Here is a 16,103-nt window from a genome sequence, read left to right on the forward strand (position 1 = left end):
ACAGTGGCCTCCTCACAATAGGGTTTATGCATCAAGAATTTAGATATTTTCAGTAAACGGGGGAAGACTGTCGCTCACACTTCCCTGAAAACTACATTCATCATCGATACGCCGAGCATAACGACTGACCATCGACACGGATACGTCATAACGCTGAGCTACCTCGCGGTAGGTGACTGGAAGGTTATGCATTTTTGCGATCAGATATTCCAAGGCAGCACACCAGCCTTCCGTTTGACGGATAAAAGGAACATCTGGATATATGCTACTCACGAATTGCTTCCAAAGTAATTCAGCATCTTTTTTCTGAACGGCATCAAATCTCCGGTCCATCATACTTACCGTCTGGTCGATGACTTTTTGCCAATCTTCTCTCCATTCTGGCAATCCCTTCAGACGCGCATTAGAAGTTTCTTTGGCTTCCTGAAGTACATTTTCCTCCGGAACACTACCAATCAGTCGCTGCAGGCTCAGAAGCGCAGCTTCCTGCAGCTTTTCTTCCTGCAATGGCTGTTGTTTCAGAAGTCCTTGTAGAATCTCGGACATTTCTTCATCCTCAATCCAGCGCAGAGCTTCCGTAACCTGAAGCTTCGTATTGGCATCACCGTAGCGAAGTGCCCAGAAGAAGGAAGACCGAAGCAGTGGATTGTTCCGCACCTCTTCAGCAAAACTGCCTTTGTTGTCTTTCCACAGCTTCAGCTGCTCTTGAAAGGGGAGCTGATAGTTGTAACTGATTGGAGACAACGCCTTGCCTTCCCCCTGCGCTTGCTGCAGTTGGGCCAGAAAAAATCTCGGCACAGCCGATTCCGGATCCAGCTTAGCAGCTTTTTGCCAGCAACGCTGAGCCTCTGCATAGAGACCGCTATTACTTGCTGCTGCCGCACAGTAATGGTACAAACTGGCGTCACCGCCGACTTCCTCATCTTTCAGCAGGCGCCGAAAATGACCATAGGCGGTTCTATGCCGTCCCAGAATCCCCATCGTAGTGGCCATCTTGAATAAATGCTCCTGGTGAAAAGGAATAGTCGTCTCTAGCAAACGTAATAATCCAGCCAGTTGCCCGCGGTCACCTTCATACTGCAAAAAGATCGCCAAGTTACAAAGTGCGTGCAAATTCCCAGAGTCCTGTTCAAGCACCCGCATAATGCATTCTTTGGCTTTGGTAAAACGACCCATATAGAAATACGCAAGGGCTAGGTTGTTATGCGCCGCCAAGAAGTCTGGCGTATTGCTCACAATCTCTTCAAGCAAAGTTACGGCTTGTGTAAACTTGCCTTCCTCCAACAGCGCTCGGGCCCGCTCATGCTCTATTACCCCTTCCCGGCTTCTAATCCGGATAAGTGGTGCAGGACGATCGAGCTCATATTGCAGAAGTTCCATCAACTCTTCCGATTCGGCCAGAAATTCACCGTTCACATCTTCTTCGAGATAAGTAACAAGTGAGCGTTCTGCCTCCTCATAGCTTTCCATATTGGCGAAGTTGTTAGCCATATAGAAATAACATTCCGTCATTCCAGGATCAATATTCTCCAGCACATGGGTCAAAATGTCGTTAGACGCCTCATAATTACCCATCTCTGATAATACGCCTGCTACGTTACAATGATTTACCGGGTTCTCCGGTTCGTACTCTACAGCTTTGCGAAAATTCTTTAATGCCTTATCATATTGAAAGCGATCCAAGGACCGAACGGCTCTTTCAAAGAAAAAATTGGCATTCAGAGTGACAGGAATAACATTACCATTCTCCTCATACTCTGAAGTTCTCTCCATCATGGAAGCAAGGCACCCCCTTATAAGAAGCTTCCTTTTATACTAACGAAAAAATAGGAGGACGGCGCCCAATGGGGTATACCGGAGCTCCAAACTTAATCGCTATTCCGTTCCCTTTATGGGTGCGGCTATCTTCACACAGTATACCACATGTGACCGCGAGATTCTCAAGTTGAGAAAGACTCTACCACTCCACAAACAGCAACTTTTTCACGTAAAAACAAGCATAAACGCCTTCAGCGTCCTTATAAGGACGGTAAGCGTATATGCGAGAAATATAAGACATAAAGTATGGTGTGAAACTTATACTTTCTTATATTTAAAAAAAGACGGGGAATTAAATTCCCGCGTCTCTGAAAAGCTTATCGATTGAACCGCCCTCAAGAATAATACGTGTAGCTTGTGCAAGCATCGGTGCCACCGATAAGACCGTAAACCGACTTGAATGATCATCTGGCAGCGCAATAGAGTCCGTAATGACCACTTCCTGAACAGAGGGATGGTCAAGCCGCTGCAGCGCAGGTCCTGAGAACAATCCATGCGTTGCACAGACGATACTGTCCTTCGCACCTCTCTCTTTCAGACCCTCAACCACATTCACGATGGTAGTCCCTGTATCAATCAGGTCCTCGATAATAATCGGTGTACGTCCCTCGACATCACCAATGACATGAGTGATTACAGATTCATTATGGGCTGGACGCTTCTTGATCATAATGGCAAAAGGTGAATCCAGCTTATTTGCCAGCTTCTCAGCCATAGATGCACGTCCGGCATCCGGAGAAACAATGACCAAATCAGACATAGCCTTGGCCTTCAAATGGCTGCTGATCAAATCGAGAGCAGTCAGATGATCGACCGGAATGTTGAAAAATCCTTGAATTGCCGCTGCATGCAAATCGATAGTGATTACACGGGTTGCGCCCGCGGTCGTAAGTACATCAGCTACCATCTTAGCCGAGATCGGTTCACGAGGTGCAGACTTACGTTCCTGTCGAGCGTATCCATAATACGGCACAATAATGTTAACTGTACGTGCTGATGCCCGTTTAGCAGCATCTATCATCACGAGCAGTTCCACGAACATCTCATTAATGGGATGGGATAGGGATTGCACCAAAAATACGTCGCAGTTCCGGATGCTCTCTTCGTAATGCACGTAAATCTCGCCGCTCATGAAACGGGTCAGCTTAATCTGCCCCAATTCAACACCAAGTCGCTCTGCAATATCTGCCGCCAGCTTTGGATTCGACGAACCGGAAAAAATACGTAATTGTTGATGATGCATAATACCCTCCTGCGGATTATAAATTATAGTTTGAACGGAACAGTGGTACGACGGCGTCCCTCAAATACAGCCAGCTCACGGAAGCCTGTGTGCCAAAGCATGCTACGTGCCTCTTGCAAGCCGTCACCAAGCTTGGCAGGGTCATGTGCATCCGAGCCGAGCGTAAGTGGTATACCGAGCTTAAAAGCCTCCTGTAGCAGATGTTCCGCCGGGAACATCTCAGCACATGGCTTGGTAAGTCCTGAAGCATTCAGCTCCATGGCGATTCCGCTATCCGCTATAACCTTTAAGGTTTCCAGCTCCAGCATTCTCACCTCTGCTTTACCTTCTGGTGTCTGAGGACCATAGCCGAACCGTTTAATAACATCCATATGTCCTATAATATCATATAATCCTGATAACGCCGACTTCTTTACAGCATCATAATAAAGGTGATATACCTCTAGTTCATCCTTGCCTTCCCAGCCATCAACCTGTCGATAATCCGTGATATCCCACTCCCCGAGAAAATGCACAGAGCCTATCAGATAATCCCATGGGTAAGGAGATAAAATCTCACGAATTTGATCCTCGTAGCCTTCAATATAATCTGCTTCCAGCCCTACCCGCAAGTCTATGACTCCGCGGTAGCGTTCCTTCAGCGTCAGGCATTCCTCCACATAACGAGGCAGTTCAGCCATTGGCATGGCCATTTCAGGGTAATAGCTAGCAGGATCAACATGGATGAGCGGCAAGTGGTCGGATAACCCTAGCTGCTGAAGACCAAGCTGTATCCCACGCTGCACATACTCCTCAAGCTTGCCCACGGCATGACCGCAGCGCTCATGATGCGTGTGGTAATCGATATGCATCCGTCAGTTCCCTCCCTAGTACTGGTCCCGGCGTGGGCGCTCGTGGCGGGTACTCAACTCTTCCATGATTTCATCCAGCGGAAGCTTGCGCTCCTGTAGCAGTACTAGTAAGTGATAGATCAGATCACTAACTTCAAGACGCAGCTCGGCATTATCTTTATTTTTGGCGGCAATAATCGTTTCAGAGGCTTCTTCGCCTACCTTCTTAAGGATCTTATCGATACCTTTATCGAACAAATAAGTTGTATACGCGCCTTCCGGACGCTCTACTTCCCGCTCAGCAATCACGCGCTCCAGCTCACCAAGAACAGCAAAACGCTCACCATCCGTAAGGCTAGTAGCTAACGATTTCTGAGATTCCTCGTCTTGGTTATTCAAAGGAATGTCACGGAAAAAGCATGACGTAGCTCCAGTATGGCAAGCTGGTCCTTCAGGGACAACCTTCACGAGCAGTGTATCACTATCACAATCATAGGATATGGAAGTAATCGCTTGTGTATTGCCTGAGGTTCCACCTTTGTGCCAAAGCTCGCTGCGTGAGCGGCTCCAGAACCAGGTCTGGCCACTTTCCAACGAGAGCTGCAACGATTCCGAATTCATATAAGCAACCATCAAAACTTCTAGTGTGTTAGCATCCTGCACAACGGTAGGCACCAACCCCGCTTCATTCCAGCGAATGCCGGCCAGCGCTTCTTTTTGGCTAATGGATGTATTCTTTTCTGTTTCGCTCATCGGATCTCTACCCCTTTTTGCTTCAAGTCAGCCTTTAAGTCGTTAATGGCAATCTCTTTATAGTGAAAAATGGTCGCCGCCAGTCCCGCATCGGCTTTCCCTTCCGTAAATACGTCGTAAAAATGCTCCTTCTTTCCAGCGCCGCCAGAAGCAATCACAGGAATACTAAGTAAATCGCTTACTGCTGAGGTCAGCTTCAGGTCGAAGCCATCTTTCGTCCCATCTGCATCCATACTTGTGAGCAAAATCTCGCCTGCACCCAGCTTTTCAGCTTCCTTGGCCCAGGTCAGAGCACGGATGCCAGTGGGCTTGCGACCACCATGTGTATACACTTCCCATTCACCAAATGCCTCGTTATATTTAGCATCTATTGCTACCACAATACATTGAGAGCCAAAACGGCGTGCACCTTCCAGAATTAACTGTGGATTAGTGATAGCAGCCGTATTAATGCCGATTTTGTCTGCACCTGCACGAAGAATCCGCTTCATATCATCAGGTGTAGAGATCCCGCCGCCCACTGTAAAAGGAATGGCGATTTCACCTGCGGTCTGCCGCACAACCTCAATCATGGTCGCCCGGCCTTCTACGGAAGCCGATATATCGAGAAACACAAGCTCATCTGCACCCTCACGGTCATACAGCGCTGCCAGCTCTACCGGATCTCCGGCATCACGCAGATTCACAAAGTTAACGCCTTTGACTACCCGTCCGTCCTTAACGTCAAGACAGGGGATGATACGTTTTGCTAACATTATTAATCCCCCTTTCCATGTGTTTTCCTAAAACATTTTGATCCCCCTAAATCCCGCTCCACTCACTCTATAATCACTTTGTTCCCACGATTCTTGCTCCTAGCAGGACGACGAGCTCGCGACAACCGCAAGACCACATTCATATAGGCGATATGTGGGCTCGCGCTCATGATATCATCGGTTCATTTAATTGCACATTGTGCAGTTATTTCACCGTCCGTCCAGAAAACTAGGTGTTTAACTGCATTTTGTACAATTAAATCTGGGAATGAACTTAGATATAAGCTCAACTCTCATATATAGCTGCACGAAATACAATTAAATTAGCTAAAGGGTTCTGAATTGGAACAATAGTTGTATGAAGTACACTTATACTATCAAAGGAATAATGCCCAACCTGCCGCTTAATTAACTTATTGCAGCAGATTCCACATCAGGCTTTAGCTGAAACCACCTTAGTCGCTCAATAGCTTAGTGGCTTATTAGCCTAGTTCAACGTTCTATTGCATTCTGTACAATAGAATCGACCTCAAACAATCTAATTGTGCCGTCTGTTGCATTTCGTGCAATAGATTCCTGAGAAATCCACAAAAATAAGAGCTTTGTACTGTTTAGATTGTACAAAGTGCAATCAGATAAGCATTCAGCTTCTTTAAGCAGCTTTCTATTGCACAAAATGCAACCAGCACCCCTAAATAAGATTTTTCGCAGAGTGTGAACGAGTTAATTAGTCAGGTTCGTCAACTAACGCACATACTCAGCACTACTTCTGCCCAAGCGCCTGCAAAGCTTTGGAAAGATCAATATTGCCCGTGTACAACGCCTTGCCAACAATAGCTCCGCCCACACCGCTGCCGCTGTGTACGTTCAGACGTAACAGATCATCAAGACTGGTGACTCCGCCGGAGGCGATCACCGTTTTACCGCTGACCTTCGCCATGGACACAATGCCCTCCACGTTCGGACCCTGCATCATCCCGTCGCGGGAGATGTCGGTGTAAATGAACGTCTCAGCTCCTTTTGCAGCCAATTCCTTAGCCAGATCCTCAGCACGTACCTCAGAGGTGTTCAACCAGCCATGTGTCGCAACATAACCGTTGCGCGCATCAATGCCGATAGCTACTTTATCACCGTATTTAGCCAATACCGCTTCGGTAAAAGCATGATCGTTAATCGCAGCAGTTCCGATAATAACCCGACTAACGCCAAGCCCAAGCAATTTTTCCACGTCCGCAAGATTACGAAGGCCACCGCCCACCTGAACAGGCACATTAGCATTAGCAGCAATAGCGCCGATAATCGCATCATTCACAGGATGACCTGCTTTCGCGCCATCTAAGTCCACCAAATGAATGAACTTTCCGCCCTGCTCTTCCCATGATTTTGCCACCTCCAGTGGGCTATCATTGTATATCGTTTCCTGACTGTAATCCCCCTGCTGCAGCCTGACACATTTTCCATCCCGGATATCAATCGCCGGATATACAATAAAAGAAGACATTTGGCGCTCCCCACTTTCGTTACATTATATTTATAGCGCAGCTTACGCCCGCTCTCCCTTTAATTTCAAAAAATTTCCCAGCAGCTTGATGCCTAGCTCCCCGCTCTTCTCCGGGTGGAACTGCATGCCGAACACATTATCTTGCCCCACAATAGCTGTGACTGGGTAACCATAATCGGTGACAGCCAGCAGATCACTCTCATTCGCTACAAGCGCATGATAAGAGTGCACAAAGTACACATGACCCTCATCAAGATCTGCAAAAAGCGGACTTTGCGGCTGCCTAAAGCTCAGCTTGTTCCAACCCATATGCGGCACTTTATAGCCATCTCTAGGAGCGAAACGCACCACCGAGCCTGAGAGAATATCAAGGCCCTCATGGCTGCCATGCTCTTCACTACTGCTAAACAGTAGTTGCATACCAAGACAGATTCCTAGCAGCGGCTGGGTTCCGGCAGCTACCTGTTTGACCACACGATCCAAACCACTTTCCCGCAGCTGCTCCATCGCATCGCCAAATGCACCGACACCAGGCAGAATGACACTATCAGCAGCGAGAATTTGCTCGGCTTCCCCCGTCACTACACACTCATAACCGAGACGTTCTACCGCCTTGCTCACACTGTGCAGGTTGCCCATGCCATAATCGACGATTGCAACAGTCATGCTACAGCACTCCCTTCGTAGAAGGCACACCCTTCACACGTGGATCAATCAGTGTCGCTTCATCGAGTGCCCGTCCGAGCGCCTTGAATACAGCCTCAATCATGTGATGTGTGTTAGAACCGTAGTGTACGATCACATGCAGCGTAATCCGAGCTTCCAGCGCGAACTTCCATAAGAATTCCTGAACAAGCTCCGTCGAAAAGCTGCCCACCTGCTGTGAAGGATACGTTGCGCGATATTCAAAGTGTGGGCGATTGCTGATATCGATCACAACCTGCGCCAACGCCTCATCCATCGGTACAAAAACACTCGCATAACGTTTGATTCCCTTTTTATCACCCAGTGCTTCGTGCAGCGCTTGACCTAGGCAGATCCCGATGTCTTCAACCGTGTGGTGATCATCAATTTCGATATCTCCTCGCGCCTGTACTGACAGGTCAAACTGGCCGTGCTTCGTAAATAGGTCCAGCATATGATTCAGAAAAGGAACATCCGTCTCCAGCTCAGAAACTCCACTTCCATCTACGTTAAGAGACAGCTTGATATCCGTCTCGTTTGTTTTACGGCTTAATCCTGCTTGGCGCAAGGCCTGTTCATTATTGTTCTCCATATCCGTCTCCACCTTTTCCTTCGTTCTTGAGTCGAATCTCAATGGCTCGTGCGTGGCCTTCTAACCCTTCGCGACGCGCCAGCTCTATAATGGTCTTTCCATCCCGCAGGAGGGCTTCTTTACTGTAATAGATCAGACTTGATTTCTTTATAAAATCATCCACATCCACTGGCGACGAGAAGCGTGCCGTACCATTGGTCGGGATAATATGATTCGGTCCGGCAAAATAGTCGCCCACAGGCTCCGAGCTATACGCTCCCAGGAAGATCGCCCCAGCATTCTCGATGCTGCCCACAAGGCCCATTGGATCCTCGACAACAATCTCTAGATGCTCAGGTGCCAACCGATTCACTACGGAGATTCCCTCCTCCATAGATTCCACAACAATGATCGCCCCGTAATTTTCTACGGATGAACGGGCGATCGCCTGTCGCGGCAGCTCCTGTAGCTGACGCTCCACTTCAGCAGCCACGCTATCCGCCAAGCTCTGCGATGGCGTGACTAGAATCGCTGAGGCCATCTCGTCATGCTCGGCCTGCGAGAGCAGATCCGCTGCGACATAGGCCGGCTCAGCGGTCTCATCTGCGAGCACGACAATTTCGCTTGGTCCCGCGATACTGTCGATGTCCACGGCACCATATACCTCGCGTTTCGCCAGCGCAACGTATATATTGCCGGGCCCACATATCTTATCTACCGGCGCTATGCTCTCCGTCCCAAAAGCCAAAGCAGCTACCGCCTGCGCTCCGCCCACACGGTAGATTTCATTCACCCCTGCTTCTGCAGCAGCAACCAGGATGTAAGGATCAATCCCTTCTTTGCCGCCGGTGGATGGCGGGGTTACCATAACGATCTCCGGCACGCCTGCGATCTGTGCAGGGATCACGTTCATCAGCACCGAGGAAGGATAAGCTGCCTTACCACCAGGAACATATACCCCTACCCGCTTCAGCGGACGAATAATCTGTCCCAGAATCGTGCCATCGGGCTGAAGATCCATCCACGAATTCCGTTTCTGTCTAGCATGAAAAGCCCGGATATTTGCTGCAGCCGCTTGAATAGCGGATACGAAAGATTCTTCTACCCGGCCATACGCCGCCTGAAGCTCTTCCGGCGTTACCCGCAGCTGATTCGGCGTGAGCGTGACCCGATCAAATTGCTCCGTGTAGCGAAGAAGCGCCGTGTCTCCTTCTTTTTTAATCGCGAATACAATTTCCTTTACCGCCTGATTTTGCTCTGGCGTTCCATACTCGACTTCTCGCTCTAGCTTAAAATCCTTGCTCGATACAACCTTCATCGCCGGTTCCTCCCTTTACCCCTTAACATCTGTCACCTACCGCAAATTTGGTTCCCCTATAACCGCCTGTAGTCGGTCACACAGCTGCTGTATCTCTTCATTTTTCATCCGATAGCTCACACGATTCGCCACAAGGCGGCTCGTAATTTCGAATATGCTCTTCATTTCAATTAATCCGTTATCCCGCAGTGTTTGGCCCGTCTCTACCATATCCACGATACGATCAGCGAGACCAATCAGCGGCGCAAGCTCAATTGAACCATTCAGCTTCACGACCTCAACCTGCTGTCCCTGCTCCCGGAAATACTTTGATGCCACATTCGGATATTTCGTCGCTACACGCTGCTGAATCCCCGGCTGCCAGTTCGGTAATCCAATGATCGACATCCGGCATCGAGCGATGCCAAGATCAAGCAGCTCATATACATCACGATCTTCCTCCAGCAATACGTCCTTGCCCACGATTCCAATGTCGGCCACACCATATTCTACATATGTAGGTACATCTACTGGTTTAGCTAATATAAACTCCATGCCTGCCTCAGGCAGCGGAATAACAAGCTTGCGGGATGCCTCACCATCCGGTGGAATCGGGAGACCTGCCTGGCGGAACAGCTCAGCAGCCTTTTCATAAATCCGACCTTTTGGCATAGCGACCTTCAAAATCTGTGCCATCGTTAAGTTGCCTCCTTTTCCATTTCCATACAAAATTTATCTTAACCGCTCATTCTTGCTAGCGATATCTCAGCCATGTTCACTTACAAAAGATACAAAGGTATAGATTTCGCCGTACCGCATACCATCTGCTTCGATCGTATCCGTATCTAGACGCTTCACAGTTTCAAGCTCTTCTGGACCTGCTGCTAGTCTAGTCACTACTGCGTGCCCTTCCGACCGTAAGCGTGTTGCCTCTTCCAGACCTTCTTTTCTGCGAGTAGCATCATATTGGATCAAGATAGGCAGCTCTTCCTCTTCGCTCGATCCAGCCACACCATCGAGAATACGATTCGTTTTTAAAGAAAAACCTGTAGAAGGGATCGGACGTCCAAACTGCTGAAGGAGATTATCATATCTACCTCCACTACATACCGGAAACCCTAATTCCGCTGCATAGCCTTCGAAAGTCATCCCTGTATAATAAGAGAAGTCCCCGATCATCGTCAGATCGATCAGCACATGCTGTGATACGCCGTAAGAGACCAGTACCTCCCACACCTTGCATAAATGATCTATTGAATGACGGGCAAGCGGATGATCGCTAAGCTCCAGCGCCTGTCCACAAATCTCCTTGCCTCCACGCAAACGTAACAGTCCATCCAGTTCATTCTTCTGAGCTTCCGTCAGATCCAGCCGGCGTAAGGTCTCCCGAAAAGAGACGTAGTCACGGCCCAACAAATGACTTTTGAGCTCCTCCTGAGCCTTCGGCAATTGTGGAAGTGCCTCTTGAAATAAACCATTCAGAAAGCCTACATGCCCCATCGCGATTTTAAAAGACTTCACACCTGCAGCCTGCAAAGATGAAATTGCGAGCGCCACTACTTCAGCATCCGCCTCAGGTGAATCGTCACCTACCAGCTCGACCCCTGTCTGAAAAAACTCTGCTTCCCGCCCTGCTTCTTCCTCAATAGCACGGAAAACATTAGCGTGATAGGACAACCGCAATGGCAATGGCTCATCCTTTAATAAAGATGCCACAACACGGGCAACCGGAGCTGTCATTTCAGAACGAAGCACTAGCGCCTGACCACGATTGTTGAGCAATTTATAAAGCTTTTGGTCGGACGTAGAGCTAGCCACGCCAACTGTATCGTAATATTCTAGCGTCGGAGTCATCATTTGCTGATAACCCCAGCGACTCATGCAATGCAGCACATCATTCTCAATTTTGCGTAATTTCGTTACGGCCCGGGGCAGATAGTCCCGAACGCCAGACGGCTTCTCAAATCCCTTTGGTTTGGACATCTTCATTGTTCACCTCGTCAGTTATCATTAGATACTGTTTATATTTACTTTACTATGGTAAAGTGGTAGCAAATTAAAGTATTTTCAATATCGTATCATGGTCACTGCTTTTTCGTCAATCTAACGGGGTAAAGCTATGACTTCAATTCTAATGCTTGTATGCTTAAAGCTTGTCTACCTAGGTTGAATTGTTCACAAAGAAAATCTAAATCAAACACTTATGTACTTCGAACCAATACTTGGGAATCCCTTTATTTTGCCTCCACGTTTATCCAATACTATAATGAGCTAATATGATTGTACTTCATAATTCTGTAATTAGTGTTCTAAAAATCTACTTACAACTAGAAAGAAGGGCTAATGCGTGACTAAATCCTATATGATTGGCGTTGATATTGGAACTACAAGTACCAAAGCAGTTCTCTTCGAGGAAAAAGGAGCCATAGCTGCACAAGCTAATGTAGGATATCCCTTACATCAGCCCTCACCCTCAATAGCGGAGCAAGACCCAGAACAAATCCTGAGTGCAGTCTTCCATACTATCTCTAAAGTTATGCGGCAAAGCGGTGTATCTGCGGATGAAATCCTATTCGTCTCCTTCAGTTCAGCCATGCACAGTGTCATTGCAGTTGATAAACTGGGTAAGGCCCTAACTGCCTGCATCACATGGGCTGATAATCGCAGTGCCGGATGCGCACTTCGTTTGAAGGATGAGCTAAACGGCCATGAATTGTATCTACGCACAGGCACACCTATACACCCAATGTCTCCGATCACCAAGCTAATGTGGCTTCGTGAAGAGCAGCCTGACGTATTCCAGCAAACCTATAAATTTATTTCCATTAAAGAATACATATTCGCAAGATTGTTTGGCGAATACGTCATCGATCATTCCATTGCCTCTTCCACAGGCATGCTCAATCTAGAGAATCTAGAGTGGAATAAAGAAGCTTTAGAGATTGCTCATATTACAGCGGATCAACTCTCGCGGCTTGTTCCCACCACACAGATCATGCAAGGGCTGCTCCCTGGTCTAGCTGAGGAACTTCTGCTGCTCCCTACAACCCCATTTGTTATTGGCGCCAGTGACGGCGTCCTGTCCAATCTCGGCGTAGGTGCAATTGAACCCGGTGTAGTGGCCGCTACGATTGGTACGAGTGGAGCAATTCGTACCGTGGTGGATCACCCGCTCACCGATCCCAAAGGACGGACCTTCTGTTATAACTTAACTCCAAAACATTGGGTAATTGGAGGACCCGTCAACAATGGCGGTATGCTGTTCCGTTGGGTAAGGGATGAGTTCGCGGCCTCTGAAGTTGAAACCGCCAAACGACTAGGCATTGATCCTTACGAGGTTCTGACTCGTATTGCAGAGCAAGTTCCTGCGGGAAGCGGTGGACTTTTATTCCATCCTTACTTGACTGGAGAACGGGCGCCGCTGTGGAATCCGGATGCCCGCGGCTCCTTCTTTGGCCTTTCTATGAACCACCATAAGGAGCATATGATTCGATCAGTACTAGAGGGCGTAATCTTCAATATGTATATGGTTCTCCTTGCTATGGAAGAACAAATCGGACGCCCAAGCAGAATCCTTGCCACTGGCGGATTCGCCCGCTCCTCAGTGTGGCGGCAGATGATGGCTGATATCTTTGATCAGGAGGTTGTCATTCCGGAGAGTATCGAGAGCTCCTGCCTCGGTGCGGTTGTACTTGGCCTTTATGCTACGGGTCGTGTAGATTCCTTTGATGTGGTGTTTGACATGATTGGTTCAACCTATAAACATGATCCATTGGATGAACATACCAAAATATACAAGCAGCTGCTGCCGATCTATATTTCTGTCTACCGTAGTCTCGAAAGCCAGTATCAAGCCATTGCAGAATTTCAGCGGGAACAAGCTGGAGAATAAGGCAAAAATAAAAAGCGTCGGCCTGCCCACATATGTGGGAAAACCGACGCTTTTATATTTCCTTGCAATAGACTATGCACTTTTAGATTCTGCTTTTGCTTTCTGTGGACCCGAGCCGAAGATGATCCAAGCCGATTTAATATATCGGAAGGCAAAGGCCACTACCACCCATGAACCTAACAACGCAAAGAGCCAACCCCCAGCAATCGCTGCGGTATATGCAAGAGAACCCCCGTGAAACGGTAATTTTCTATAGAAAAATAGCAGTAACGGATGCAGTAAATAGATTCCGAAAGAGCAAGCTCCGGCAGATAACAACAGTCTTGTAATCAAGCTTCGGCCCGCTCCGTACAATAAGAAGGAGACTTGTAACAACACCACACAAGAGAGTAGCGCATGAAGGTTAGAGAATCCCTCATACCATAAACTATTGATGACTGTTTTCTTCGTATAGTTGTTAAACCATAGCTCCACATGAACAACCCCAGCTACGATCCACAACAACCACAACGTAATCCATACCGGACCTTTACCGGCGCGCCAGCCTTCACGTGAAGGTACCAGCCATTTTTTCAAAGAAGGATAATATACTGCAATCCCAGCACCCAGCAAGAAATACGAGAAATAAGTGATTGCCAGACTGCCCTTGGACAACTGCCAATACCCGTTATTAGTCATGTATTTATTCAGCAGCACAAAACCCCATTGTAGAGCCAATCCGATTAGCGGTGCCCAAGCCGCCAGACGACGAACCTTTTGCAGACACCACAGAATGAGCGGAAACAATACGTAGAACTGAATAATGATAATAATATAATACAAATGCGTGTATGCTGTTCCTGTCCACAAATACTTCCAAAGCTTAGAAGCCATCTCCCCTGGAGGTAAACTCCATGTATGTCCCGCCGTCATTTTTAATGCAAAATACAACAGTGAAAATAGTACATAAGGCACGATAATATAAAGCAGCCTTCTACTGTAGAACTTCCCCAGCGTCTTTCCGCCCAGAGGACGATCAATATAGTTATAGAACAGCACGAACCCACTCAAAAATATGAATGAAGGTACAGCGAACTGGCTGAATTTATTAATAAATAAGAACGGATGAAACATGTTTGTACCTAGTGTCTCCGCCAACGTTCGCGAAGTAGCATGAATAGCTAGCACTGCAAAAATAGCAATCGCTCGAAAAATATCCAGCTGCGGAATTCTTTCTTTTTGTCTCATTATCTTTCCTCCTGTTAAGCTCCGCATCAAAATGATGCCAAATCAAGTATTAACCTTCCTCATCTCCTCCGAGGCATGTCCTGACCTTACCTTGGAACTAGACTCTAGAGACCGAGGAACACTTCCCAAGAAGATCCATGACTTAGGAATTCGGCGAAAAGCAAACTGCACCATGAACCAGCTTCCTCCCAGTGCAACTACAAGTCCTCCATAGATGAAGAAAACATAAGTTAGCGATTCGAGGGGAATATGATATCGGAACCTGCGATATATCGCCAGCAATAGCGGATGAATCAAATAAATTGCAAATGACAACTCACCTAAACGAGTCAAGAAAGCAACGATCACACGAGGGGCCTTTCGATAAAGCAAAAATGTAGCGTACAACAGAACCAATGCCGATAACATCGTATGAACATTCCATAACAGCTCGTACCACAGCGAATCCGTCCACACCCCAAAATGGCGGGCTACATACCATAGCTGCACATGGATAAAGGCTGCAATTAACCACAAGCTCACTAATAAGGCAGTCCATCTCTTTTGCTTGGCAGCCAGCTCACTCCATGGCTTTATCAGCCACAGCTTCACCTTCTCAAAGTGAATGGCGAGATAAGCACCCATCATATAATAGGCCAGGTAGGAGATCGCCAAGCTCCCTTTTTCAACAATGTGCAGTTCGTACTTATTCCAAAAAATAAAACCCCACTGAAGCGCCAAACCCACCGGTATCGCCCATTTCATTAAGAAGCGGGAACTCTGCAGTAGCTTAAGCAGCACTGGAAAAAGCAAATAAAACTGAATGCTAATAAAGACAAAATACAAATGCGCATATGCGGAACCCGAGAATAACGCTCTAGAAAAGCTTAACAAGTTATCTCCAAGGCTCTGCATCAATCGTCCGTTCACATATAGAGTTAGTGCATAATAGCCCATAGAAGCTAGCAAATAAGGCAGTAAGATATACTTTAATCGCCGACGGTAGAAATTAATGATCAAGCTACGTGTCACAGGACGACCATAATAATTATAAAACAATACGAAGCTGCTAAGGAAAATAAATGAGGGCGTACCGAATTTAAAGAAAATGTTAATCCAGTTCAGCCAGTAATAATAAGGTGAATGCAGTGCCTGCTCTCCAGCAGCAAAAGATGAGGCATGCACATGCAGTACACCTAATATAGCTAGAGCTCTGAAAATATCCAGCTGGGGCAGCCTTTCCTGTCTCACAGTATTCATATTAAATTCCTCTTCTCTACTATGATGGTTGTTCATAGAGACGCTAAGCGGAATGTGGAAACTGAACATACCAGGAAGTCTGCACTTGCTGAATTTACATTCTGATATTTGACGCTGAATGCCTAGCGTGGGATTTACGTGATTACTAAGGTTAATTATACCGCCTACATCCGAATAAAAAACTTAAGAAGATCTTAAAGTTTTCTTAATATGCTTCTCCAAGACGCAAGAAACCCTGCAGATCCTGCGCTAAAAAAACGCAATATGAAACTGCAGGGTTTACGAAGCATCTT

At 47.3% G+C, this 16,103-nt stretch carries 14 protein-coding genes; 1 reads left to right on the plus strand and 13 read right to left on the minus strand.

Features of this window, described 5'->3' with window-relative positions:
* Positions 1 to 39: 39 nt before the first annotated feature.
* The 11 genes from NSQ29_RS26605 to NSQ29_RS26655 form a co-directional block, all read right to left on the minus strand.
* Positions 40 to 1,776: a tetratricopeptide repeat protein gene (locus NSQ29_RS26605; RefSeq protein WP_076286824.1), complete on the minus strand. Its 1,737-nt coding sequence runs from the start codon at positions 1,774 to 1,776 to the stop codon at positions 40 to 42.
* Between the two features lie 334 nt (positions 1,777 to 2,110).
* Positions 2,111 to 3,061, minus strand: coding sequence for a ribose-phosphate diphosphokinase (locus NSQ29_RS26610; RefSeq protein ID WP_042123288.1), 951 nt, complete (start codon positions 3,059 to 3,061; stop codon positions 2,111 to 2,113).
* Between the two features lie 23 nt (positions 3,062 to 3,084).
* Complete coding sequence (gene hisJ, locus NSQ29_RS26615) at positions 3,085 to 3,912, minus strand: histidinol-phosphatase HisJ (protein WP_339268144.1); 828 nt, start codon at positions 3,910 to 3,912, stop codon at positions 3,085 to 3,087.
* A 15-nt stretch (positions 3,913 to 3,927) separates the two neighbouring features.
* Positions 3,928 to 4,644 (minus strand): bifunctional phosphoribosyl-AMP cyclohydrolase/phosphoribosyl-ATP diphosphatase HisIE, encoded by a 717-nt coding sequence (hisIE, locus tag NSQ29_RS26620; RefSeq protein ID WP_341126489.1) that lies wholly within the window; start codon positions 4,642 to 4,644, stop codon positions 3,928 to 3,930.
* Positions 4,641 to 5,399: an imidazole glycerol phosphate synthase subunit HisF gene (gene hisF / locus NSQ29_RS26625; protein ID WP_042123282.1), complete on the minus strand. Its 759-nt coding sequence runs from the start codon at positions 5,397 to 5,399 to the stop codon at positions 4,641 to 4,643. The genes hisIE and hisF overlap by 4 nt, the downstream gene beginning before the upstream one ends.
* Positions 5,400 to 6,162: 763 nt before the next feature.
* On the minus strand, positions 6,163 to 6,900 hold the full coding sequence (hisA, locus tag NSQ29_RS26630; RefSeq protein WP_076286827.1) for a 1-(5-phosphoribosyl)-5-[(5-phosphoribosylamino)methylideneamino]imidazole-4-carboxamide isomerase: 738 nt from the start codon (positions 6,898 to 6,900) through the stop codon (positions 6,163 to 6,165).
* Between the two features lie 42 nt (positions 6,901 to 6,942).
* Entirely contained in the window at positions 6,943 to 7,566 is a 624-nt protein-coding gene (gene hisH / locus NSQ29_RS26635; protein WP_339268140.1) for an imidazole glycerol phosphate synthase subunit HisH, read from the minus strand.
* A 1-nt stretch (position 7,567) separates the two neighbouring features.
* Positions 7,568 to 8,176, minus strand: a complete 609-nt coding sequence (gene hisB / locus NSQ29_RS26640) for an imidazoleglycerol-phosphate dehydratase HisB (RefSeq protein ID WP_036687073.1) — start codon at positions 8,174 to 8,176, stop codon at positions 7,568 to 7,570.
* Positions 8,163 to 9,473 carry a histidinol dehydrogenase gene (gene hisD, locus NSQ29_RS26645; RefSeq protein ID WP_076286830.1) on the minus strand — a complete coding sequence of 437 codons (1,311 nt, stop codon included), beginning with the start codon at positions 9,471 to 9,473 and terminating at the stop codon, positions 8,163 to 8,165. Before hisD ends, hisB begins: the two co-directional genes overlap by 14 nt.
* Positions 9,474 to 9,509: 36 nt before the next feature.
* On the minus strand, positions 9,510 to 10,148 hold the full coding sequence (gene hisG / locus NSQ29_RS26650; protein WP_042123270.1) for an ATP phosphoribosyltransferase: 639 nt from the start codon (positions 10,146 to 10,148) through the stop codon (positions 9,510 to 9,512).
* A 69-nt stretch (positions 10,149 to 10,217) separates the two neighbouring features.
* On the minus strand, positions 10,218 to 11,435 hold the full coding sequence (locus NSQ29_RS26655) for an ATP phosphoribosyltransferase regulatory subunit (RefSeq protein WP_341126490.1): 1,218 nt from the start codon (positions 11,433 to 11,435) through the stop codon (positions 10,218 to 10,220).
* Positions 11,436 to 11,814: 379 nt separating this feature from the next.
* On the opposite strand from NSQ29_RS26655, the gene gntK reads away from it, so the two are divergent.
* On the plus strand, positions 11,815 to 13,344 hold the full coding sequence (gene gntK, locus NSQ29_RS26660; protein ID WP_341126822.1) for a gluconokinase: 1,530 nt from the start codon (positions 11,815 to 11,817) through the stop codon (positions 13,342 to 13,344).
* Positions 13,345 to 13,416: 72 nt separating this feature from the next.
* On the opposite strand, the gene NSQ29_RS26665 is transcribed toward gntK, so the two are convergent.
* Together NSQ29_RS26665 and NSQ29_RS26670 are read right to left on the minus strand one after the other, a co-directional pair.
* Positions 13,417 to 14,571 (minus strand): acyltransferase, encoded by a 1,155-nt coding sequence (locus NSQ29_RS26665; protein WP_341126491.1) that lies wholly within the window; start codon positions 14,569 to 14,571, stop codon positions 13,417 to 13,419.
* Positions 14,572 to 14,613: 42 nt separating this feature from the next.
* On the minus strand, positions 14,614 to 15,810 hold the full coding sequence (locus NSQ29_RS26670) for an acyltransferase (RefSeq protein ID WP_341126492.1): 1,197 nt from the start codon (positions 15,808 to 15,810) through the stop codon (positions 14,614 to 14,616).
* Positions 15,811 to 16,103: the final 293 nt, after the last annotated feature.

It is taken from the genome of Paenibacillus sp. FSL F4-0236 (assembly GCF_038000135.1).
Taxonomy (GTDB): domain Bacteria; phylum Bacillota; class Bacilli; order Paenibacillales; family Paenibacillaceae; genus Paenibacillus_AQ.